This window comes from Embleya sp. NPDC050493, assembly GCF_044458105.1.
Classification (GTDB): domain Bacteria; phylum Actinomycetota; class Actinomycetes; order Streptomycetales; family Streptomycetaceae; genus Embleya.
The window spans coordinates 194,171-216,830 of the sequence record NZ_JBITHP010000005.1; the positions used below are offsets into that span (position 1 = coordinate 194,171).

At 71.3% G+C, this 22,660-nt stretch carries 19 protein-coding genes; 11 read left to right on the plus strand and 8 right to left on the minus strand.

The window, feature by feature from the left end:
* Positions 1 to 27: 27 nt before the first annotated feature.
* The 6 genes from ACIBM5_RS12935 (at position 28) to ACIBM5_RS12960 (ending at position 5,791) form a co-directional block, all read left to right on the plus strand.
* Positions 28 to 702, plus strand: a complete 675-nt coding sequence (locus ACIBM5_RS12935; protein WP_391581312.1) for a trimeric intracellular cation channel family protein — start codon at positions 28 to 30, stop codon at positions 700 to 702.
* Between the two features lie 118 nt (positions 703 to 820).
* Positions 821 to 1,063, plus strand: a complete 243-nt coding sequence (locus tag ACIBM5_RS12940) for a hypothetical protein (RefSeq protein ID WP_396006902.1) — start codon at positions 821 to 823, stop codon at positions 1,061 to 1,063.
* Between the two features lie 13 nt (positions 1,064 to 1,076).
* Positions 1,077 to 2,264: a cysteine desulfurase family protein gene (locus ACIBM5_RS12945; RefSeq protein WP_391581314.1), complete on the plus strand. Its 1,188-nt coding sequence runs from the start codon at positions 1,077 to 1,079 to the stop codon at positions 2,262 to 2,264.
* Positions 2,265 to 2,465: 201 nt separating this feature from the next.
* Positions 2,466 to 3,578, plus strand: a complete 1,113-nt coding sequence (mnmA, locus tag ACIBM5_RS12950; protein WP_396006903.1) for a tRNA 2-thiouridine(34) synthase MnmA — start codon at positions 2,466 to 2,468, stop codon at positions 3,576 to 3,578.
* Between the two features lie 279 nt (positions 3,579 to 3,857).
* A complete protein-coding gene (locus ACIBM5_RS12955) occupies positions 3,858 to 4,190 on the plus strand; it encodes a hypothetical protein (protein ID WP_396006904.1) in 333 nt (110 codons plus the stop codon).
* A 413-nt stretch (positions 4,191 to 4,603) separates the two neighbouring features.
* On the plus strand, positions 4,604 to 5,791 hold the full coding sequence (locus ACIBM5_RS12960; RefSeq protein ID WP_396006905.1) for a DUF2330 domain-containing protein: 1,188 nt from the start codon (positions 4,604 to 4,606) through the stop codon (positions 5,789 to 5,791).
* Positions 5,792 to 5,815: 24 nt separating this feature from the next.
* Here ACIBM5_RS12960 and ACIBM5_RS12965 read toward each other — a convergent pair whose 3' ends face one another.
* On the minus strand, positions 5,816 to 7,006 hold the full coding sequence (locus ACIBM5_RS12965) for an amidohydrolase family protein (protein ID WP_396006906.1): 1,191 nt from the start codon (positions 7,004 to 7,006) through the stop codon (positions 5,816 to 5,818).
* Positions 7,007 to 7,420: 414 nt separating this feature from the next.
* Between ACIBM5_RS12965 and ACIBM5_RS12970 the strand changes: the two genes are divergently transcribed.
* Positions 7,421 to 9,277 carry an endo-1,3-alpha-glucanase family glycosylhydrolase gene (locus tag ACIBM5_RS12970; RefSeq protein WP_396006907.1) on the plus strand — a complete coding sequence of 619 codons (1,857 nt, stop codon included), beginning with the start codon at positions 7,421 to 7,423 and terminating at the stop codon, positions 9,275 to 9,277.
* Positions 9,278 to 9,430: 153 nt separating this feature from the next.
* Here the strand turns inward: ACIBM5_RS12970 and ACIBM5_RS12975 are convergent, their stop codons facing one another.
* The 5 genes from ACIBM5_RS12975 to ACIBM5_RS12995 form a co-directional block, all read right to left on the minus strand.
* Complete coding sequence (locus ACIBM5_RS12975) at positions 9,431 to 11,539, minus strand: putative bifunctional diguanylate cyclase/phosphodiesterase (protein WP_396006908.1); 2,109 nt, start codon at positions 11,537 to 11,539, stop codon at positions 9,431 to 9,433.
* A 131-nt stretch (positions 11,540 to 11,670) separates the two neighbouring features.
* Entirely contained in the window at positions 11,671 to 13,884 is a 2,214-nt protein-coding gene (gene ligA, locus ACIBM5_RS12980; RefSeq protein ID WP_396006909.1) for an NAD-dependent DNA ligase LigA, read from the minus strand.
* Positions 13,885 to 13,967: 83 nt separating this feature from the next.
* Complete coding sequence (locus ACIBM5_RS12985; protein WP_396007097.1) at positions 13,968 to 14,972, minus strand: methionine synthase; 1,005 nt, start codon at positions 14,970 to 14,972, stop codon at positions 13,968 to 13,970.
* 70 nt (positions 14,973 to 15,042) lie between these two features.
* Positions 15,043 to 16,623, minus strand: coding sequence for an MDR family MFS transporter (locus tag ACIBM5_RS12990; RefSeq protein ID WP_396006910.1), 1,581 nt, complete (start codon positions 16,621 to 16,623; stop codon positions 15,043 to 15,045).
* Positions 16,624 to 16,671: 48 nt separating this feature from the next.
* On the minus strand, positions 16,672 to 17,265 hold the full coding sequence (locus tag ACIBM5_RS12995; protein WP_396006911.1) for an NADPH-dependent FMN reductase: 594 nt from the start codon (positions 17,263 to 17,265) through the stop codon (positions 16,672 to 16,674).
* Between the two features lie 158 nt (positions 17,266 to 17,423).
* On the opposite strand from ACIBM5_RS12995, the gene ACIBM5_RS13000 reads away from it, so the two are divergent.
* From ACIBM5_RS13000 to ACIBM5_RS13010, 3 genes are read left to right on the plus strand one after another with little or no spacing between them, the layout of a single operon-like run.
* Positions 17,424 to 18,200 (plus strand): TetR/AcrR family transcriptional regulator, encoded by a 777-nt coding sequence (locus ACIBM5_RS13000; RefSeq protein WP_396006912.1) that lies wholly within the window; start codon positions 17,424 to 17,426, stop codon positions 18,198 to 18,200.
* Positions 18,201 to 18,255: 55 nt separating this feature from the next.
* A complete protein-coding gene (locus tag ACIBM5_RS13005) occupies positions 18,256 to 18,537 on the plus strand; it encodes a type II toxin-antitoxin system Phd/YefM family antitoxin (RefSeq protein WP_396006914.1) in 282 nt (93 codons plus the stop codon).
* A 6-nt stretch (positions 18,538 to 18,543) separates the two neighbouring features.
* Positions 18,544 to 18,822 carry a type II toxin-antitoxin system RelE/ParE family toxin gene (locus ACIBM5_RS13010; RefSeq protein ID WP_396006915.1) on the plus strand — a complete coding sequence of 93 codons (279 nt, stop codon included), beginning with the start codon at positions 18,544 to 18,546 and terminating at the stop codon, positions 18,820 to 18,822.
* 48 nt (positions 18,823 to 18,870) lie between these two features.
* On the opposite strand, the gene ACIBM5_RS13015 is transcribed toward ACIBM5_RS13010, so the two are convergent.
* Positions 18,871 to 19,803: a serine hydrolase gene (locus ACIBM5_RS13015; protein ID WP_396006916.1), complete on the minus strand. Its 933-nt coding sequence runs from the start codon at positions 19,801 to 19,803 to the stop codon at positions 18,871 to 18,873.
* Positions 19,800 to 20,747: a LysR family transcriptional regulator gene (locus ACIBM5_RS13020; RefSeq protein ID WP_396006917.1), complete on the minus strand. Its 948-nt coding sequence runs from the start codon at positions 20,745 to 20,747 to the stop codon at positions 19,800 to 19,802. Before ACIBM5_RS13020 ends, ACIBM5_RS13015 begins: the two co-directional genes overlap by 4 nt.
* A gap of 110 nt (positions 20,748 to 20,857) precedes the next feature.
* On the opposite strand from ACIBM5_RS13020, the gene ACIBM5_RS13025 reads away from it, so the two are divergent.
* Entirely contained in the window at positions 20,858 to 22,612 is a 1,755-nt protein-coding gene (locus tag ACIBM5_RS13025; RefSeq protein ID WP_396006918.1) for a penicillin-binding transpeptidase domain-containing protein, read from the plus strand.
* The last annotated feature ends 48 nt before the right edge of the window (positions 22,613 to 22,660 follow it).

The following is a 22,660-nucleotide window of genomic DNA, read 5'->3' on the forward strand; positions in this document are numbered from 1 at the left end:
CGTACCCGGCGGTGTAGAACATCCGTTATGTCGCCCGAGGTGCCGCCCGAGATCTTCCACCACACGCTCCAGCAGGTCCTGGACCTGATCGGCATCTTCGTGTTCGCGGCGGCCGGCGCGCTGATGGCGGTGCGGAAGAACTTCGACGTGATCGGGATCACCCTGCTCGCCGAGGTCACCGCCCTCGGCGGCGGGGTGATGCGCGATGTGATCATCGGGTCGGTGCCACCGGCGGCCTTCACCGACCTCGGTTACTTCACCACTCCGCTGCTCGCCGCCGGCCTGGTCTTCTTCCTGCACCCCCAGGTCGAACGCATCATGTCCGCGATCGACGTACTGGACGCCGCCGGGCTCGGCCTGTTCTGCGTGACCGGCACCGCGAAGGCGTACGCGTACGGCCTGAATCCGATCCCGGCCGCCGCGCTCGGGGTGACCACCGCCGTCGGCGGCGGCGCGATGCGCGACGTGCTGGCCCGCGAAGTGCCCACGCTGCTGCGCTGGGACCGGGAGATCTACACCTTCCCGGCCCTGCTCGGCGCCGGCATCACCGCCGCGCTGATCGAGTTCGACCTGTTCGGGCCGGTCACCGCGACGGCGGCGGTGACCTTCGCGTTCCTGCTTCGCGTGCTCGCGCTCCGGCGCGGGTGGCGGGCGCCGCGCGCGTGGCGCCGTAATTCGGGCACCAGCGCCGAGGAGCAGTAGCCGGCGGCGGCCCGCAACCGCTCGTGCCGCCCCGGTTCGGGCGTTCTCGCCGGGCCCGCGACCCCGGGGTGCGCCGCTCGACCGGCAGGCGCAACGCCTCCACTCATAAGGGTGGACCGTGCCCAATTCGCCCCGGCGGACGTTGCACCAGGATGTGTGGGAGATCCAGCAGCCGTTGACCTACGACCACCGGCCGAGACAACCAGATCCGAAGGACGCGCGCCTGCGCCGGCGACTCGTCGCGTACACGACCGCGATGCTGCCGTCCTGGCGCCTGTGGCTCGGCCGATTCCTGCCCGGAGGGCCGCGATACGGACGGGTGTACGGCCGCCCGCGTCGGCGCCGGCGGGTACCCGACTAAGCTGCGCAGTGCGATGGCCTACTTCGATCACGCGGCGACCACCCCGATGCGCCTTTCGGCAATCCGGGCGATGACCGTACAGCTTGCCCGACTCGGGAATCCGTCCTCGCTGCACGCGTCCGGGCGACGCGCGCGCCGCACGGTGGAGGAGTCCCGCGAGTCGCTGGCCCATGCGCTGGGCGCGCGACCGAGCGAGATCGTCTTCACCGCGGGCGGCACCGAAGCCGACAACCTCGCGGTCAAGGGGATCTACTGGTCGCGCGTCGCGGCGGACCCGGCGCGGCGACGGATACTCGTCAGTCCGGTGGAGCACCACGCCGTGCTCGACCCCGTGCTGTGGCTGGAGTCGGCCGAGGGCGCGGAGGTCGAGTGGCTGGACGTGGACGCCGACGGGCGGGTGCAACCGGACACCCTGCGGGCGGCGATCGAACGCGATCCGGCGTCGGTGGCCCTGGTGTCGGTGATGTGGGCCAACAACGAGGTCGGCACGGTCGAGCCGATCGCCGAGCTGGTCGAGATCGCGCACGAGTTCGGCATCCCGTTCCACTCCGACGCGGTCCAGGCGGTCGGCCAGGTCCCGGTGGACTTCGCGGCGACCGGTCTGGACGCGATGACCGTCACCGGACACAAGCTGGGCGGGCCGGGCAACTGCGGCGCGCTCGTGCTCGGCCGCGGCATCACGCCGGTGCCGGTGCTGCACGGCGGCGGCCAGGAGCGCGACGTGCGCTCGGGCACGCTGGACACCGCGTCGATCGCGGCGCTTGCCGTGGCGGCCGAGGAGTCGGTCCGCGAACAGGCCCAGTACGCGCGACGGGTGGGCGCCCTGCGAGACGAGCTGGTGCGGCGGATCGTGGCGGCGGTGCCGGACGCGCAGCTCAACGGCGATCGGCGGCTGGACCCGGCATACCGGTTGCCGGGCAACGCGCACTTCTCCTTCCCGGGCTGCGAGGGCGACTCGTTGTTGCTGCTGCTCGACGCGCGCGGCATCGAGTGCTCGACCGGTTCGGCCTGCTCGGCGGGCGTCGCCCAGCCGAGCCATGTACTGCTCGCGATGGGCGCGGACAGCGCCCGGGCCCGCGGTTCGCTGCGATTCAGCCTGGGACACACCACCACCGAGGCCGAGGTCACCGAACTGGCCGAGGCGATCCTGCCGGTGGTCACCCGCGCCCGATCCGCCGGGTCGGTGGCGGCGCGCCGGTAGGACCGGCTTCGGGTGGGGCCGGTATCGGTCGGGGGTGGACATCGGTCGGGGCAGGGCGTCGGTCGGGGCTGGGCGTCGGTCGGGGCTGGACGTCGGTCGGGGGCGGCTCGGGCTCGGGTTCGGGTGATTCGCTCGGGGGTCGGCTTCGCTCGGGTAATCCCCTCGGGGGTCGGCGGGGTGACCACGTACTCTTGAGGCGCTATGTCTGATCACACGCTTCCTCCTGCCAACGGCCGCCGCCTCCGGGTGCTCGCCGCCATGTCCGGCGGGGTCGACTCCGCCGTTGCCGCCGCGCGAGCGGTCGAGGCCGGACACGACGTGGTCGGTGTCCACCTCGCGCTCTCGGCGAAACCCGCGACGCTGCGCGAGGGCGCCCGGGGCTGTTGCACGATCGAGGATTCCCGGGACGCGCGGCGGGCCGCGGACGTGATCGGCATCCCGTTCTACGTATGGGACATGGCCGAGCGCTTCCGCGAGGACGTCATGGACGACTTCGTGGCCGAGTACAAGGCCGGGCGCACGCCGAACCCGTGCCTGCGCTGCAACGAGAAGATCAAGTTCGCGGCGCTGCTCGACAAGGCGCTCGGGCTCGGCTTCGACGCGGTGTGCACCGGGCACTACGCGCAGATCGTCGAGCATCCGGACGGCTCGCGTGAGCTGCACCGCTCGGTCGACATGAGCAAGGACCAGTCGTACGTGCTGGGCGTACTCGACACCGACCAGCTCGCGCACGCGATGTTCCCGCTCGGCGGCGACACCAAAGGCGACGTGCGACTGGAGGCCGAGCGGCGGGACCTCGCGGTCGCGCAGAAGCCGGACAGCCACGACATCTGCTTCATCGCCGACGGCGACACCCAGGGCTTCCTGGCCAAGCACCTGGGCACCGAGCGCGGCGACATCGTGGATGCGACGGGCACCAAGCTCGGCGAGCACGACGGCGCGTACGCGTACACGATCGGCCAGCGCAAGGGCCTGCGAATCGGCCACCCGGCGGCGGACGGCAAGCCGCGGTACGTGCTGGACATCTCGCCGGTGAGCAACACCGTCACGGTCGGCCCGGTCGAGGCGCTGGATGTGGACCGCCTGGTCGGCATCCGGCCGAGGTGGTGCGGCCCGGCCCCGGTCGGCGAGGTGGCCTGCACGGCCCAGGTCCGAGCCCACGGCGAGGAAACCCCGGCGATCGCGGAGGCGGTCGGCACCGAGGTCCGCGTGCGACTGGCCGAGCCGATCCGAGGCATCGCCCGAGGGCAGGCCGTGGTCCTGTACGACGGAACGCGCGTCATCGGCTCGGCGACGATCGACGGCACGGCGTAGGGCGAGGTCGCGGCCGGGGCGGGGCGAGCGCGACAGGTTGTGGCCCCGTTACTTCGGGGCGCCGACGCGCGCTCTCATCCCCGGTGACCCGATGTCCGTGCGCACCGGAGCCGGCAACCTCCTTCTCAACTGCATGGGCGCCGGTCGCGCCAATGAGACCCTTGGTCGAGTAGTGGAACAGACTTCGGCCACATGGCAGGCCGAGGGATTGCGGGCCGAACCGACCCTTCGACGCGCCCGGTTGACCTCTGTCGGGACGGGGTGCTGAGGCTGCGCGATGTGACGGACTTCGCCTGGGACGCCGTCTATCTGGGCGCCGCGGAGGACACCATGGCGCGACGGTACGGCGAGTCCGTACGGCTGCCTCGTAGCAGCGACGACGAACCGGTCACCTTCGTGTTCGTGAAGGGACGAGAGGCGGTGCGTACGTACGAGGTGTGGGGGGCCTTCGATGTCCGCGCCGGGGATCGGCCGTGGGGCCGGGAAGTGTATCTCCGCCTGGACGAGAAGCCGCCCGCGCCGGGCACGTTGGCGAGTCCGAAGGTAGGCGAGGGTGCCCTGCCCGCAGCCGTCGATGCGGCGACGCGGGAGCGGGTCTGCGGCGGCGGGTGAGGACGGGTGGCGGGGCCATTGCCCTTGCCGATCCCGGGAATCGGCCCCCGGGCCGGGGGTGTACCCGGGGGCCGATGGGTGCCCGCACGACGTGCCCGCACCGCCTTCGACGCCGTGCGGGCTGTCTGGGTAGCCCTGACGATGCCGGCCCCCGACACGGGTGCGGCAGCAACGAAAGTTGATCGTGATCGTCCGAAGGTTGTCGAATACCCGCCCACGGTCCCGGTCCGTGCTTCCGCGTCCGCGCTCCCGCGAATCCACGCCCCCGTCCCCGCCTCGCCTCGGCGCGAGTTGCACCTTGTCCGCACCCGGGCGTGACCCGTTGCGAGGGCGGGTGGTTCGGGTGGGGGAACCGGGTCGGGGTGGGGTGCGTCGCAGGGGTGTTCGCTGTGGGGCTATGGGGATGGTGCGTGATGGGTGTACGGGGGGCCTGGTGGGATCGGGTGCTGCGGTTGGTGTTGGCGGTGGTGTCGATCCAGGTGCTGATGGTGGCGCAGCCCGCATGGGCTTGCGGGTGTGGGGCGGCGGTGCCGGCCGGCGGGCGGACGCTGACGGTGGGCCGGGAGACCTCGGTGGTGCGCTGGGACGGGCGCGTCGAGGAGATCGACATGCAGCTGACCGTGTCCGGGGACGCGGAATCGGCGGCGTGGATCATGCCGGTGCCGTCGCGGGCGAGCGTGACGCTCGGGAACAGCGCGCTGTTCGGTGAGTTGGAGCGGGTGGTGGCCCCCGTCGAGCGGGTTCGGCACTACTTCTGGCCGAGGGCGGGTGACTGGCCCCTCTCCGACGATTCGGGCGGCGGGGACAGGTCTCCTCGCGCCGGTGCGGCGCCGGGTGCCGGTGGGGTCGAGGTGGTCGGACGCGAGCGGTTGGGCCCGTTCGACGTCGCACGCCTCGCGTCCGACGACCCGCAGGCGCTGGGGAGTTGGCTCACGCAGAACGGCTTCCACCTGCCTCCCGCGCTCGCGACCGCGCTGGAGCCGTACGTGCGGCAGCACTGGGAGTACGTGGCGATCCGGCTCGCGCCCGAGGCGCCCGCCGGCGGCGGCGTCCGGCCGGCCACGCTGCGCGGCAGCCTGGATCCGTTGCACCTGAGCTTCGCCTCGGATCGCCTGGTCTATCCCATGCGCCTGTCCCGACTGGCCAAGGTGCCGCAGCACTTGCGGCTGTACGTGGTCGCCGCACACCGCATGCAGCCGCGCTCGGACATCGGCGGCGCGACCCCGAACGTGCTGTACGCGGGCAAGCCGGACGCCGCACGATCGGCGGGCGCCGGGCAGTCGCCCGGTATCGCGGACCGGTTGGCACCGATCGACGGCAAGCCGGCCTTCCTGACCGCGTTCGACCAGAACTTCCCGATTCCGGCCGACATCGTCGACGACCACGAACTGCGCCCGGCCGCACGCGACAACGGCTATCAACGGGCCACCTACCGCGACGAGTTGCTGACCGTCGCCGGGATCCCGGCCTGGCTGCTGTCGGTACTCGGCGCGCTCGTCGTGCTGCTCGCGGCCGGCCTGCTGTGGCGCCGCCGCATCACCCGCAGGCCGCCGACCGCACCCGGCCCGGTCCCGCCGCGCCCGACGTACGCGCCGAGCTGATCCACCGTCCACGGCGCCGAGGGCTCAAGCGAGGTCCGCCCACGTGCCGGCGACCATGACCGCCGTGACGGCGGTGAGCGCCTCGATGCGGTCGAGGGGGTCGCCGGCGCACAGCAGGAGGTCGGCGTCGTGGCCGGCGCGGAGGCGGCCCTTGCGCCCGCCGAGGCCGACGGTGTCGGCGGCGAGGGAGGTGGCCGACGCGAGCGCCTCGGCTGCCGGGATGCCGCCCGCGACCAGGTCGGCGACGGCGGCCGGCAGGCTCCCGTGCGGCTTGGCGGCGCTGATCCCCGAGTCGGCTCCGGAGACGATGCGGACCCCGGCCCGGTGTGCGCGGGCCACCAGGGCGAGCCGGACCTCCCGGGTCAGTCCGAGGCGCTCCAGCAACTCCCGTACCGACGGCGGCGGGAGCGCGTCCGGGTCGGTACCGAGCGTGGGACACACGGCGACCTGCCGCGCCGCGAGCCGGTGCAGCAGGTCGTCGGAGATCCGCACGCCCCGGTCGGTCAGGCAGGTGCAGTGTTCGATGCCGTCGGCGCCTGCGGCGAGGGCCTGTTCGACCGCGGGCAGGTTGTGTGCGTGCACGGTGACCGGCAGTCCGGCGGCGTGCGCCTCGTCCACGATCAGGCGCAGTTCCGGCAGGGTGAACTGACAGCGCATCAGGTCGGTGCCCGGGGTCATCGTGCCGCCGGTGCCCATCACCTTGACCACGTTCACGCCGCGCTCGGCCCGCTCCCGAACGGCCGCACGCAGTCGATCTGGCCCGACGGCCTCGCTGCCGAATCGCCAACAGTGCCCCTTGGCACTGGTGATCGGCGGCCCGGCGGCCAGGATCGTCGGCGCGGGCAGTCCGTCGGCCGCCCGATCGCGCCGGTGCAACACCGACCAGTCACGGTCGCCGAGATCGCGGACCACGGTTACCCCGACGGCCAGTTCGCGACGTAACGAGTCGTCGATCACCGCGTCGAGTTGCTCGGGGGAGTACTCGGGCAGCCGGTCGAGCGCGCCGTCGCGACTGTCGCCGCCGAGGTGGCTGTGCAGGTCGAACAGGCCCGGCAGGACGGTCGCCGTGGGGTGTTCGACCAGGTTCCAGCCGTCCGGAACGAGGGCCTCGCCCGACTCCAGCCCGACGATTCGCCCGTCCGCCACGAAGACGGACACCGGCCCGGGGAGCGCCCGTTCGCCGTCGAAGGCGCGTGCCGCTCGGATCACCAACATGTCTCTCCCCATTCCTCGGGTTCGTCCCTCGTACAGCACCATAATCCGGAGAATCCCGGAATCCGGCGATTACGGATCGGGGACGGAATCGGGAAAGAGTCCATATTGCGCGGGTGGACTTTCCGGGACGGACGATTCGAGCCATTCGTTGTCCGAACTTCGCCGGTCCCCTAATCTTCACGCGACCGCGTGCGGAGCCGAGACGGCTCCCGGCGAGCGGTGCTCGGCAGCCGTGAAGGCGTCCCGCACCGGTACGACCGATGAGGTCGGAACAACACGTCGCAACCCTCGGAGGGTTCATTGCGGGTTCGTCTGAGAAAGCGAATTCTGCCCGTCTTTCTTGCCGTCGGCATCGCCGCGACGGTCGGGGTGGCGGTGGGCCGGCAGGACGACGGCCCATCCGCGACGATCCGAATGGAGGACAGCTACGTCAGTCAGGCCGGAGCGGCCAAACCGCACGCCGACGTCACGTGGTTGTCGGTGTGCACGGCCACCTGTGACGGCCAAGTCAACGCCGAGAAGCGCGCGTTCGTACGCGTCGACGTGTCGGGTGTGCCGGCGGGCGCGCGTGATGTGAAGCTCGCCCTGGAGTTCACCCCGGCCCGCACGGTGGACACGACCGTACGGGTGCACAAGGTCACCGCACCCTGGCAGGCCGACAAGCTCACCTGGAACAACCAACCCGCGCTCGGCGCACAGGTCGGGACGCGACAGGGCTTCACCGCCTGGCAGCGCGCACCGATCGACGTCTCCGGAGCGTTCACCGGCAACGGCAGCTACTCCTTCGCGGTGACCTCGGCCGGCGGTGCGCATGCCGTCTTCCAGTCGTCGCGCGGCAAACCCGAGGAAGCGCCTCGCGCGACCGTGACCTGGACCGAGGGATCCGACCCGGCGCCCGCCCCCTCCGCCGGGCCGCTTCCGTTCGCCATGCCGTCCACGGCGGCACTGCGCGCGAGCACCAAGAAGGTGTATGCGCACTACTTCACCCCCTATCCCGCCTCGTTCGAGAACGCACCGGCGGATCGTGACTACTACGCCCGCAACTACCTCGACCCGAACGGAGAGAGCGGAAAGCACGCCGCCTACGGCGGACTCCTGCGCGACCGGCCCAAGCCGCGCGACGTGCGCACCGGCGACTGGGCGTTGCAGGACATGCAGCAGGAGGTGCGCGAGGCGACCGCAGCCGGCATCGACGGCTTCACGGTGGACGTGCTGTCCACCACGAGCGCGCACTGGACCCGGTTGAAAACGCTGATCAAGGCGGCGGAGACGGTCGATCCGGAGTTCGACATCGTGGTGATGCCGGACATGACCGCGCTCAAGGACATCACACCCGCCGCGCTGGCCGCGTCGATGAACGAATTGGCCGCGTCCAAGGTGGTACAGCGGTTGGCGGACGGGCGGGTCGTGGTGTCGCCGTTCAAGGCCGAGCAGGTTTCGCCCCAGTGGTGGGCGGACTTCAACGCGATCATGGCGAACACGTACAAGACCAAGGTCGCGCTCGTACCGGTGTTCCTCAACTTCGGTGCGAACGCCGACAAGTACGCGGCCGTCAGCTACGGCTTCTCCAACTGGGGCAACCGCAGCCCCGATCGGCAGGGCAACATCAAGCAGGACATCGCCAAGGCACACAGCCTCGGCAAGATCTGGATGCAGCCGGTGGCGGTCCAGGACGAGCGGCCCAACCAGGGCATCTACGACGAGGCGAACAACACCGAGAACCTGCGCACCACGTGGACCAATGCGATCGACGGCGGTACGGACTGGGTGCAGTTGACCACCTGGAACGACTACTCGGAGGGCACCCAGTTCGCGCCGTCCGCCAACTCGGGGCACACGTGGGTGGACATCTCGGCGTACTACCTGGCCCGGCTCAAGACCGGTGCCTGGCCGGTGATCACCCGGGACACGGTCTATCTGACCCATCGGGTGCAATTCGCCGCGGCTCGGCCCACCTCGGGCGGGCAGACCAGGTTGATGAACCCCAGGAGCGGGACGAACAGCCCGCGCGACACGGTGGAGGTGCTCTCGTTCCTGACCGCGCCCGCGACGGTGAACGCGTCCATCGGCGGAAAGGCGCAGCCCTATCAGGCCACCGCCGGCCTTCAGGCGAAGCTGTTCCCGCTGGCCTACGGCGGCAACTCCGCCGCAGTGGTCCGAGCCGGCCGGACGACCGCGACGATCACGTCACCACACGCCGTGTCGAAGGACTTCGTCCGGCAGGACCTCGGCTACCGAGGCTCGAGTAGCGGACGCGGCCCGACGGGCTGACCCGCGCACCCGGAGCCGATCCGGCCCGACCGCCGACCGACTGCGGGGCGGAACCCCCGTGTTCCTCCCCGCACTCGGCGGCCGTCGGGCCGTCGGCGCTCGCGCGAATGGAACCCGGGTCGGGTGCCGCCGGGATGACACCACCCGTCGTGGTCAGCCGACGTCCGCTCTGCGGTGGTGGTGGAGTTCCATCGGGGCCACGGGGGTTGCGTGGGCGCCTGCGCCGTGGCGGAGGAGCCAGGCGGTGGCCTCGTCGCTCGGGAGCGCCTTGGACATCAACCAGCCCTGGGCCGCGTCGCAGCCAAGTTCGCGCAGCCGCTGGTACGTGGCCTCGTCCTCGACGCCCTCGGCGACCACGCGCAGGCCCAGCGAGTGGGCCAGTTGCACGATCGAGCAGACGATCGCGGCATCCTCCTCGTTCATGGTCAGGCGGGCCACGAACGAGCGGTCGATCTTGATCTCGCTCACCGGAATGTGCCGCAGGTGTACGAGCGAGGAGTAGCCGGTACCGAAGTCGTCCAGGGACAGCCGCACGCCCAACCGACGCAGTGCGTCCAGCGATTCGGCGGCCCGCTGCGGTTCCTCCAGCAGCACCCGCTCGGTGATCTCCAGTTGCAACGCGCCCGCCGCCACGTTGTGTTCGCGCAGCCCCGCGGCCACCGAGTCGGCGAACGAGGGCACGTGGATGTCGCGTGCGGAGATGTTCACCGCGACCGGGACGTCGATGCCCTCCGCGTGCCAGCGGGCCACCTGGTCCAGCGCGACGTCCACCACGTAGCGGGTGAGCCGGGGCATCAGCCCGGTCTGTTCGGCCAAGAGGACGAACTCCTCGGGCGAGACCTGGCCCCGGGTCGGATGCCGCCAGCGCACCAGTGCCTCGCAGCCGTCCACCCGGCCGTCCACGAGCCGAACCTTCGGCTGATAGTGCAGTTCGACCTCGTGGTTGTCCAACGCCCGACGCAGATCGCCCAGCAGCAGCAGCTTGTCCCGGGTGTTCACGTCGCGCGAGTCGTCGTAGAGCTCCACGCCGCTGCGCGAGCGTTTGGCCAAGTACATGGCCACATCGGCGAATTGCAGGAGGCCCAGGACATCGCTCGCGTGGTCCGGGAAGATCGCCACGCCGACGCTGGCCTCCACGTCCAGGGTCAACTCGTCCAGGTCGAACGGCTCGCCGAGCCGGTCCACGATGCGATGCGCGAGGCCCAGGACCAGTTCCTGCGCGGTCTGTCGATCCGAACCCATGTCCAACCCCGGTAACAGCAGCGCGAATTCGTCGCCACCGAGTCGGGCCACCGTGTCCCCCGGGCGGACCAGTGTCTCCAGCCGCGCGCCGACCTGCTGCAACAGCCGATCGCCCGCGACGTGTCCGAGGGTGTCGTTGACCTCGTGGAAGCGGTGCAGGTCGAGCAGCAACAGCGCGACCCGACCGCCACGACCGCCGGCCCGACCCAGTGCCTCCTCGCCGCGCTCCAGCAACAACCGCCGGTTCGGCAGACCGGTGAGCGCGTCGTGCCGCGACTCCTGCTCGCGGTCGAAGCGAACCATCGTGCTGCGGTACAGGGTGTGCAGCGGGAGTACGAACAGCGGGAGCAACCAAGGTTGTTCGGCGGTCACCACGGCGATCAGCGGGGACAGGCCGATCAGCGCGCCGTGCGAGACCAGCCGCGCCCGCACCTCGGCCCGCATCAGCGTGAACACACTCGTCCCGCGCCAACTCGCCCGCGCCAGCCACCCGGACGTCTGGGAGACGGCCGCCATCGCGAGCCCGGCCAGCGCGACCACCGGGAAGTCCACCACACGCAGCCCGCGGGCCTCGTCCGGGCCCGGCTCGATGTCGAACAACCCGAGCACCACGTCGGCGGCGACGAAGGCGAGTACGTAGTGGCCCATCGTGTAGCCGATCCGCCACCACGAATCGCCTCTGAGCAGGCCGGACACCAGGACCGGGACGGTCTGCCACAGCGCGGCGACCTGCCATCCGTGCACGAGCAGCAGGCCGAACGTGATGGCGATCGACGGCATCGCGCCGGGGATGTACAACCCCCGGCGCGTGAGCGCCGTGTACACGCCGTCGATCGACACCAGCGCGAGCATGATCCACACGCCGGGGGTCAGCGGGACCGGACAACGACCGTCGGCCACGGCGATCGCCGGTGGCACGACGAGCGCGAAAACGCCGGCCAACGCCACTATCCCGGTGTGGATGAAGAACGCGCGTGGTCGCGCCAGTCGCGACAGGTCCGTCCTGCCGATCCGACCCATGCGCCTGCTCCCTGCGGCCTCGTCGGGCGGCATCCCGGGCGCCGGGACGGGTACGCCTGTGGGGCACCGAGCCGCCGGATGGGCAGGCTCCCGCCCAGGGTAGGTCGTTCCGGCGGTGCGAGGGAGCGCTTTCAGCCGGCGCGCTCGGCCACCCACGCGCGGGCCGCCTCGGGCCCCTCGTCCAGGAGTACGGCGAAGCCCTCGTCGTCGAGGATCGGCAGGCCCAGTTGCACGGCCTTGTCGTATTTGGAGCCGGGATTGTCGCCCACGACCACGAAGTCGGTCTTCTTCGAGACCGAACCCGTCACCTTGGCGCCGCGCTGTTCCAGGGCCTCCTTGGAACTGTCCCGGGTGTACCCGGTGAGAGTTCCGGTGACGACCGTCACGATTCCGTCGAGCGGGCCGGGCGGCTTCTCCTCGTCGGCGCCCTCCTCGGCGAGTCGCACACCGGCCGCGCGCCACTTCTCGATGATCTCGCGGTGCCAGTCCTCGGCGAACCACTCGGTGACCGCCTTGGCGATGATCGGGCCGACGCCGTCGACCGCGGCGATCTCCTCCTCGGAGGCCGCGGCGAGCCGGTCGAGGTCGTGGAAGCCGCTCGTGATGGCCCGGGCGGTGGTGTCGCTGACGTGCCGGATACACAGCGCGGTGAGTACCCGCCACAGCGGCTGGGACTTGGCCTTGCCCAGCTGTTCGATCAGCTTGCGCGTGTTGGCCTTCGGTTCGGAGGGCTTCTTGACGTTGCCCTCCTTGTCGTAGGTGGCCTTCGACCAGAAATAGGGGACGAGTTCCTTCTCGTCCTCCGCTGCGCCCTTGCGATTGACCTTGCGCAACATCTGCACATCACGCAGTTGATCGGCCGTCAGGTCGAACAGATCGGCCTCGGTGTCGAGTACGGACGGGCCCGCGTGTGGGTGGGTGAGTGCGATCGCGGTCTCGTAGCCGAGCGCTTCGATGTCGAACGCCTTGCGGCCCGCGAGGTAGAAGATGCGCTCGCGCAACTGGGCCGGACACGAGCGCGCGTTCGGGCAACGCAGGTCGATGTCGCCCTCCTTCATCGCGCGCAACCGGGATCCGCACTCGGGGCACGTGGACGGCATCTCGAACTCGCGCTCACTCCCGTCGCGCAGGTCGGCGACCGGACCGAGGATCTCCGGGATCACATCACCGGCCTTGCGCAGCACGATCGTGTCGCCGATCAGCACGCCCTTGGCCTTGACCACCTGCTGGTTGTGCAGCGTTGCGCGAGCCACCACCGACCCCGCCACCGTCACCGGCTCCATCACCGCATACGGCGTCACCCGACCCGTACGCCCGACGCCCACCTCGATGTCGAGCAGCTTGGTGTTGACCTCCTGCGGCGGATACTTGAACGCGATCGCCCACCGAGGTGCCTTCGAGGTCGCGCCGAGCCGGCCCTGGATCGGGATCTCGTCGACCTTGATCACGATGCCGTCGATCTCGTGCTCGACGGAGTTGCGGTGCTCGCCGTAGTAGCGGACGAACTCCTTCACCTCGTCGATCGTGTCGACCACCTTGTTGTGCTGCGCGGTCGGCAGCCCCCACGCGTGCAGGCGCTCGTACGCGTGCGACTGGCAGTCGATGTCGAAGCCCCGGCGAGCGCCGATGCCGTGCACGATCATGTGCAGCGGGCGGGACGCGGTCACTCGCGGATCCTTCTGCCGCAACGATCCGGCAGCGGCGTTGCGCGGGTTGGCGAACGGCTTCTCGCCGGCCTCGACCAGTCGCGCGTTCAGTTCGTCGAACTTCTCGATCGGGAAGAACACCTCGCCGCGGATCTCGACCAGCTCGGGTACGTCGTGCCCGCCGTCGTCGCGCAGCCGGGTCGGGATCTCGGCGATCGTGCGGATGTTCGGCGTGACGTCCTCACCGGTCCGGCCGTCTCCGCGCGTCAACGCGCGCACCAGCCGGCCGTTCTCGTACAGCAGGTTGATCGCCAGTCCGTCGATCTTGAGCTCGCACAGATAGTGGAACGACCCCGTGCCCAGCTCGCGGGTGAGTCGGTCGTCCCACTCGTCGAGCTCGTCCTCGTTCATCGCGTTGTCGAGGCTGAGCAGGCGCTCCAGGTGGTCCACCGAGGCGAAGTCGGTCGAGTACGTGCCGCCGACCTTCTGGGTCGGCGAATCCGGCGTGCGCAACGCCGGGTACTCCTCCTCGATCGCCTCCAGCTCCCGCATCAGCGCGTCGAACTCGCCGTCGCTGACGATCGGCGCGTCCTTCACGTAGTAGCGGAAGCGGTGCTCCTCCAGCTCACGGGCGAGGGTCGCGGCGCGTTCGCGCACCTCGGCCGGGATCTCGTCCACTCCGGTCGTCGCACCAGCCACGTCGTCGCCCTCCAGCGCCACCAGTTCGAATGGGGTTCGCGGCGTCCCGCGGGCGGGCCGCCCGGGCGCGCCGCCGCGTTTCGCTACATGGCACCTTCGGGGTCGTCCCGAAGCACCCGGCCGGCAGCCACACTGTGGGACAGGGCGGCCCGGGCATGCGCCGGAGAGGCACCGGCGAGGCCACACGTGGGGGTCACCACGACGGCTTCGGCCAGGGACTCCGGCGGAAAACCGAGCCTGTTCCACAACGTTCCGACAGACCTGACGGTACCGGGCGGGTCGGACAGTGGCCGCGCTCCCACACCGGGGTCGACCTCGGACGCCTCGCTCTCCGGGGGCAGCGCGGGCACCACCCCGGCGAAGAAGCGGAAGCCGGCCTCGACCGCCTCGCCGATCGATTCGTCCTGGGACTGTCGCAGCAGCGAGAAGTCGAGCGAGACGCCCGCCGCACCTGCCTGACGCAGCAGCGTGACCGGCGTGCCCGGTGCGCAGCAGTGCACGACGGTCGGTACGCCCGCCACCGCGATCACGTCCCGCAGCGTGTCCCGGACCACCGCCTTGTCCACCGCCCGCAACCGGCCGAAGCCGCTGGCGGTGGGCACGTCGCCGGCGATCACGCCGGGCAGCGCGGGCTCGTCCAACTGGAGCACCAGGTCGGCGCCCGGGATCCGCCGAGCCACCTCGGCCACATGCAGCCGGATGCCCTCGGCGAGCGACACGGCCAGGTCCCGGCATGCGCCCGGGTCGGCCAACGCCTTGTCGCCGTAGGTCAGTTCGATCGTGGCGGCGAGCGTCCACGGACCGGCGACCTGGATCTTGAGCGGACCGGTGTAGCCCTGGGTGAACTCCTCCAGGGCGTCCAGGTCCTGGCCCAGGTACGAGCGGGCCCGGCGGTGGTCGCGCCCGGGGCGGTCCACGAAGCGCCACCCGGAGGGTTGCACGTCGGTGTAGAGGTCGACCAGCATCCCGGCCGAGCGGCCGGTCAGGTCGGCACCGGGCCCGCGGGCGGGCAACTCGGGCAGGTGCGGCAGGTCGGTCAGCAGGCCGAGCACCATCTTGACGGTCTCGCGGATGTCCTCACCGGGCATGGAACCGACCCCGGTGGCGCTGCCGGGTGACCAGGGAGAAGTACGTTCTGGGGTGTCCACGCCCGGAAGCTTAGTTCGACCCGGCGCGCACCCCGGCCGGTGCCGGAGCGGTGTCGGCCGCGACTTCGGACGCGGTGTCGGACGCGGCGGGTCCACCCGGTGCGCCGGGGGCCGAGCGCAAGGGGACCTCGCGGACGAACCAGGACAACCCGAACGCGAGCGCGGACAGGATCGCCAGCCCGATCACCACGCCGTGCAGGCCGCTGGTGACCGCCGTGTGGAAGGCGTCCCGTGTGGCGGCGGGCAACTCGCGCAGCGCGGCCGGGGTCAGGTCGGCCCCGCCGGAGCCCGGCCGGCCGTCCTGCGACCCCAGGCTGCCTTCGAAACGGTGTGCGTACACCGCACCCAGCAGCGCGACGCCGAGCGAGCCGCCGATCGTGCGGGTGAGCGTGGCGGTGCCGCTCGCCGCACCGAGGTCGCGGGGGTCGGCGCTGTTCATCGTGATCAGCATGGTGCTCTGCATCACGAAGCCCACACCGACGCCGATCAACAGGGTCAGTGCCGAGGCCGCGGCCGTGGGAGTGTCCACACCGAGGCCGAGCAGCACGAGCGCCCCGACGATCATCAGCGCAGCGCCCAGGATGGGGTAGGCGCGGTAGCGACCGGTCCGGCTGATCAGTCGGCCACTGGTGATCTGTACGCCGAGCATGCCGAACATCAGCGGCAGGAGCAGCAGGCCACCCGCGGTGGGCGAGGCGCCCCGGACGAACTGCATGTACTGCGGGAGGTAGTTGGTGGCGGCCATCATCACCGCGCCGACCAGAAAGCTCAGCACCTGCGCCACGGCGAAGTTGCGGTCGGCGAACAGCCGGGGCGGGATGATCGGTTCGACCGCGCGCCGCTCGACCGGGACGAACGCGGCCAGCGCCACGACGGTGAGCCCGGCCAGGCCGAGGATCTGCGGCGAGGTCCACGCGTAGGTGGTGCCCGCCCAGCCGGCGAACAGGGTCAGTGCGACGATCCCGGTGGTGAGCAGGGCGGCGCCGGCGTAGTCGATCCGGGCCTTGATCCGCACGGTGTCGAGCCGGATGCCGAAGCCGACGATGCCGAGCGCCGGCAGGCCGACCGGCACGTTGACGTAGAACGCCCAGCGCCAGTTCAGGTGATCGGTGAGGAAGCCGCCGAGCAGCGGTCCGCCGACCAGCGCGATCGGCATGATCGCGCCGAACAGCGCCTGCACCCGGCCGCTGTCGCGGGGCGGTACGAGCGCGCCGATCAGCGCGAAGGCGCCGACCATCAGGCCGCCCGCGCCCAGTCCCTGGACGGCGCGGAAGAGGATCAGCTCGTTCATGTCCCGGGACATCCCGGAGAGCATCGAGCCGACCAGGAACACGCCGATCGAGGCCATGAACGCGCCCTTGCGACCGTAGAGGTCGCCGAGCTTGCCCCAGATCGGGGTGGCCGCGGCGGCGGCGAGCAGGTAGGCGGTGACCACCCAGGACAGCCGGTCCAGGCCGCCGAGGTCGCCGACGATGGTGGGCAGTGCGGTGCCCACGATGGTGCCGTCGAGCATGCCCAGGAACATGCCGAGGACCAGGCCGACGATGCCGAAGGGGATTTTGGTGGGTGGGGTGTCGGTCGCGTGTGACATGGCGCTGCCCCCGTGGTGGGTGGTGGGGTACGGACGGTCGAGGAGGCGTCAGGCCGCGTACGGGCGCACGGCCTTGGCGTCGCGCAGAGCATGCGCCCACCACACGAGTTGATCGAGCATGGTCTTCGCGGCGGCGTCCGAGGCCGGGTCGACCGCGTCGCCCTCGGCGTCGAACTTGTCCCAGTGCCCGTGGAAGCTGACCGTGTCCCGGACGGTGACCGCGTGCAGTTCGGCCAGCACGACTCGCAGCTGCTCGACCGCACGCAGACCGCCGGATACCCCGCCGTAGGACACGAAGCCGACCGGCTTGGCGTGCCATTCCGGGTTGTGCCAGTCGATCGCGTTCTTCAGCGCGGCCGGGAAGCTGTGGTTGTACTCCGGCGTGACGATCACGAACGCGTCGGCGGCGGCCAGTCGGGGTGAGACCTTCGCGAGCAACTCGGCGGTGCCGGGCGCCGGCGGCTGTCCGAAGGCCGGGAACACCGTGGGCAGCGGGGTCTCGACCAGGTCGACCACGTCCACGGTGAGGTCGTCGCGTTCGGCGGCACGGGCGCGGATCCATCCGCCGACGGTGGGCGCGAAGCGGCCGTCCCGGGTGCTGCCGACGATGATCGCGAGGCGCAGGGGAGTGGTGGCGGGCATGGTGACTCCTCGGTGTCGTGTACAACGTATCCGTTGAAATACAACGTACACAGCAGCGTGTACGGCGTCCACTCTTGATACGTTGTACGCGGAACTTCGACGTACCCGCGGCACCCGTCGCATCGCCGCATCCATCGCACTTCGGAAGGACCGCACTCATGGCCGGCCAGAAGAGGAAGTCGTCACCGGCAGAGGCAGAGGCGGAGCCGGATGCGGGCGGCGAACGTCGGGTCTCGCTGTGGGAGCGGCTGGACAACCCGACTCCCGCTCCGCGTACCGTGCTCACCTCGGGCCGGATCGCCGAGGCCGCGGTCGCGATCGCCGACGCCGAGGGCATCGACGCGGTGACGATGCGGCGGCTGGCGACCGAGCTGGGCGTCGCGCCGATGGCGGCCTATCGGTACGTGTCGGGCAAGGACGACCTGTTGGAGCTGATGGTCGACCGGGTCTACGGCGAGCTGACCGCGCCCGAGACCGGCGCGGGCTGGCGGGCCACGCTGCGCACGCTCGCGACGAGCACGCGCGAGATCGTCCTGCGGCATCCGTGGCTGGTGCAACTGCCGTCGGCGCGGGCGGCGATCTCGCTCACGCCGAACCGCCTGGCGTCGGTGGAGTGGGGGATGGCCGCGCTGGCCGAACTCGACCTTCCGCCCGACGAGTTGATGGTCGCCGTGGACACGGTCGGCGCGTACGTGCAGGGCCGTACCGCCTCCGAGGTGGCCACCCTGCGGCTGATGGAGGTGCGGGGTGCGGCCGACGGCCACGCACTGCGCACGCACCTGGCCCCGGAGATGACCTACCTGATGAGCACGGGCCGATACCCCACCTTCCACGCGTACCTGGGGGCCGCCCGGCGCAAGGACGATCCGCGCTGGCAATTCGAGACCGCCCTCGACTGCATCCTCGACGGCCTCGCCACCCGCCTGGGCATCTGACCTCGCAAGACCCAAAGATTCCATGTACTACATGTACATCTGATACATTCGTGACATGAGTGAGCCTGTGATTGCCTCCATGGCTGACGTCCGTAGCCACCTTGCGGACGTTCTCGATCGCGCTCGGCGGGACGAGACGCCGACGATCATCACGCGGCGGGGAAAGGAGGAAGCCGTCGTGATCGACATCCACGAGTACCGGCGCTTGCGTCTGCTGGCGGACCGCGTCGAGGACTCGTGGCTCAACACACTGGCGGACGAGTCGGAATCCGAGGGCGTCGAAGGGTCGGTCTCCCTCGAAGAGATGGCCGCCCTGCTCCGATCCCACCATGCCTGATTCCGCATGGGTTACGTCACCCGGTTCACGCCGCATGCCCAGCGGGATCTGCTCAAGATTCCCCGCCCCGATGCCGTGCGGATCCTCCATCGTCTGACCGAACTCCAGCGCGCGATGGACGCGGGCGACACCGGGGCTTTCGATATCAAAGCCCTCCAAGGGCACAGCTCGCGATGGCGTCTCCGAGTCGGGGACTATCGAGTCGTCTACACCATCGAACATGGCCAACTGATCGTATGGGTCATGGCTGTCGGCAATCGCCGCGATATCTACCGCAACCGGTAGGGCCCGAACGGCGGGGGTGCGGTACGCGCGGCGCCGGCCGGCCGGCGGTCAGCGGCCGGTGGTGGTCCCGCGCTCCACGAGGCGGAGTGCGTCGACCGCCATCCTGGCCGCCGTGCCGATCACCGCGTCCGCGGCCGGCAGGGCCGCTGCGGTGTCGGCCGCCCGGGTGCAGATCGCGATCGCGTAGCGGCCGCCGTCCGGATACTCGACCACTCCCGCCTCGTGCCGCATCGTCGGCAGCGTCCCGGTCTTCCCGGACACCCGCACGTCGTCGAACGGGAATCCGGACGCCAGCCGATGCGACCACGCCTGGAGGCCGAGCACCCGCCGCAGCCCGACCCCGTACTCGCCCCCACACGCCTCGTCCCGCCAGATCGCGCCCAGGAGTCGGGTCAGGTCGCGCGGGGTGCCCCGGTTGGAGCGGAGCGGATCCAGCGCCCGCAGCCGGGCCACGACCGCCGGGTCGACCAGCCCGGCCGGCCCCGCCGGACCGGCGTCCTCCCGCATGCCCGCGTACATCTCGCGCAGCGGCTCGATCGCCACCGTGCGGGTCAGCCCCAACTCGGCCATGGTCGCGTTGACCGTGTCCAGGCCCAGTTCGTCCCACAGCGCGTCGGCCGCCGCGTTGTCGCTCACCGCGATCGCGAGCGACGCGAGGTCACGCAGCGACATGGCGACCGGATCGAGCATCGCGGCCACGCCCGTGCCCCCGGGGCTGCGTTCCGCGCCCGCCGGCAGTTCGATGCGCCGGGTCAGCTCGACCCGGCCGGCCGCCGCCTCCCGGAACAGCGTGGCCACCAGGCACAGTTTGTGCAGGCTCGCCGTGCTGTGCAGGGTGTCGGCGCCCAGGTCGAGTTCGGTGCCCGCGTCGATGTCGACCGCGTGCAGCACACCGCTCACCCCCGCGTCGGCGAACGCGTCGGCGATCCGGCTCCGAACGGCACGTCGGACGCCCGCACGCGGGGCACCGGACCCGGTCACAGCGGGAACTCCGAGGCCGGACGCGGGAAGACCGGACGCCCCGGACGCTCGCCGAGCACCCCGGCATGCCGCCGAAGGGCCGCATGCGCGGTCTCGGTGAACGCGCGTACGGCAGGCCCGTCGGCGCTACGCGGCCAAGCGGTCGAGGTTCGCCAGGCCAGCGGCGTGCCCGCCAGCGGGCGCCACACCGTGCCCGGGTCGGGCGTGGTCGGCGGCGCCAGTGCCACCGCCGCGCCGGACAACACCAGCGCCCGGGCGAAGTCGCCGCCGGCCACATCGTGCACGAGCGCCGGCGTACAGCCGTGCCGGGCGCACGCGGTCAGCGTCTCGTCGTACAGCGCCGGGGCGAACTCCCGGGGAAACAGCACCAGCTCACACCCCGTCAGATCGGCGAGCGCGACCTCGGCCGAGGCCGCGAGCGGATCCCCGGCCGCCAGCAGCACTCCCAGCGGCTGATGCAGCATCGGACCCACCTCCAGATCGGCCACCGCGCACGGATGCCGGAGCAGGCCGACGTCCAGCGTGCCGGCCGCCAACTCGCGCAGTTGCCGAGTGGTGGCCAGCTCGCGCAGTTCCAGGGCGCCGCCCGGCGAGCGCTCCCGAAAGCCGGTCAGGATCGCCGCGACCGCCGCGCCGCCCAGATCGGGCGGCACCGCCGCGCGGATCGCGCCGGTACTGCCGCCGCGCAACCCCGCCACCGCGCCGCCGAGCCGGTCGGCGGCGGCGAGCAGCTCGGCCGCCTCGGCCAGGACGACCCGGCCGGCCGGGGTGAGGGCGACCCCGCGGCTGTTCCGGTCGAACAGCCGCACGCCGAGTTCGCGTTCCAGTCGCTGGATGCGCTGGGACAACGACGGCTGGGCGATCCGCAGCCGCTCGGCGGCTCGACCGACATGTCCCTCCTCCGCAACGGTCCGGAAGTACCGGAGGTGTCGGAGCAGGTCCATGACCGGCAATGATAGCCGTTTCACTATCGGATCCGGTGCGATAACGGTCTTGGACCATCCGATCGAATCCCTGTTCTCCTGGCAGCACGCGGAGATCGGGAGGGCCGGACATGACGGCGGACAGGTCGTACGGGGTGGGCGGGTCGGCGGGAGCGGATCGGGCCGAACGGGCACGGGCGGGGGCGGGCTCGGACCGGCCGGCGCCGCTCGGGCCGAGCACGCTCCGGGAAGGGCGGCGGCCCGAACGGTCCCGGCGGACCGGCAGGCGGCGACGGGCCTGGCCGGCGCTCCTGGTGGCCGGAACGCTGGTGCTGGGCGGCGGCGGTTGGGCCGCGGCCGATCGCTGGTTCGGCGACTCGGACGAGGACCGGGTCGGGCCGGCGCGAGCAGGCGGCGCCGAGGCGGATCGGGCGGCGCGGGTCTTCCTCGACCACTGGGCGGCCGGGCGCTGGGCGGACGCGGCCGCGCTGACCGACGACCCGCGGACCGCCGAGACCACGCTGCGCAGCTTCACCGTCGGCTTGGAGATAACCGCGCCCACCTTCACTCCGGGGCCGGCCAAGGCGGCGACCGACGGCGAGGTGGCGGTGCCGTTCGGCGCGGCGATGCCGGTCGGCGGGCTGGGCACCTGGAACTACGCCTCGACGCTCGCGCTGACCAAGGGCGGCGGACCGGGCGGGTGGCTGGTGAAGTGGCAGCCGTCGCTGGTGCATCCCAAACTCGGTGCGGCGGCCAAGTTCCGGCTGACCAAGGGCACGGCGGGCGGCTCGACGGTGAAGGTGCTGGACCGCGACGGAGGCGTGTTGTCGCCGGCCGACCACCCGTCGCTGACCCCGATCTTCGGCGCGACCGGCGGCGCGGGCGGATCGGCCGGCGGGGCGGTACAACTGATCAACCGTCAGACCGGCGCGGTCGAGTCCACCGAGGCCGAGTTCGGCGCACCGAAGCCGGCCGCCGGCGGTGGCCCGGTGGCCACCACGATCGATCCGCGGCTCCAACGCGCGGCGGACACGGCGGTGGCCCGGCATGCGAAGGGTCGGCTGGTCGGCCTGGTGGCGCTGAGCATCGACAAGGGCGAGGTGCTCGCCCTCGCGAACGCGCCGACCACCGGCATGAATCGGGCCTTCATGGGGCGGTACGCGCCGGGCTCGACGATGAAGGTGATCACCACGGCCGCCCTGCTCGACAAGGGCGCGGTCACGCCGAGCGACGTCGTCGACTGCCCCAAATACCTCACCGTGGGCAAGCAGTTCCACAACGTGGAGACCTCGGAGATCCGCGGCGCCACGTTCCGCGAAGACTTCATGCACTCGTGCAACACGGCGTTCGTCAACCTGCGGGGCAAGCTGGGCAACGACGAACTGGGCCGGTTCGCGAGCGAGCACTTCGGCATCGGCCGGGAGTGGAAGACGGGCATCGCGTCCTTCGACGGCAAGGTCCCGCCGCCGGTGGACGAGACCGACAAGTCGGCCGCGATGTTCGGCCAGGGCACGGTGCAGGCGAACCCGCTGGTGATGGCTTCGGCGACGGCCACCGCGGTTTCGGGCAAGTTCCGCCAGCCGGTGGTGATCAAGGGACAACGACCCACCGCCGAGGCCCGCGGCCTGAGCGCACCGGTGGTGGCCGACCTGCGCAAGCTGATGCGGGCCACGGTGACCGACGGCTCGGCCAAGGTGTTGGCCGACCTGCCCGGCGACGTCGGCGCCAAGACCGGCACCGCGGAGGTGACCGAGGACGGCCCGAACAACGGCTGGCTGGTCGCCTACCGAGGCAACGTCGCGATCGCCTGCCTGGTCGAGGCGGGCATCACCGGCAGCGGCTCGGCAGGCCCGATAGTCCACGACATTTTGTCCACCCTCCCCTGACCGGAAAGCCCACCCGCACCGCGCCGATCTCGAGCGCCGAGTTCGTGC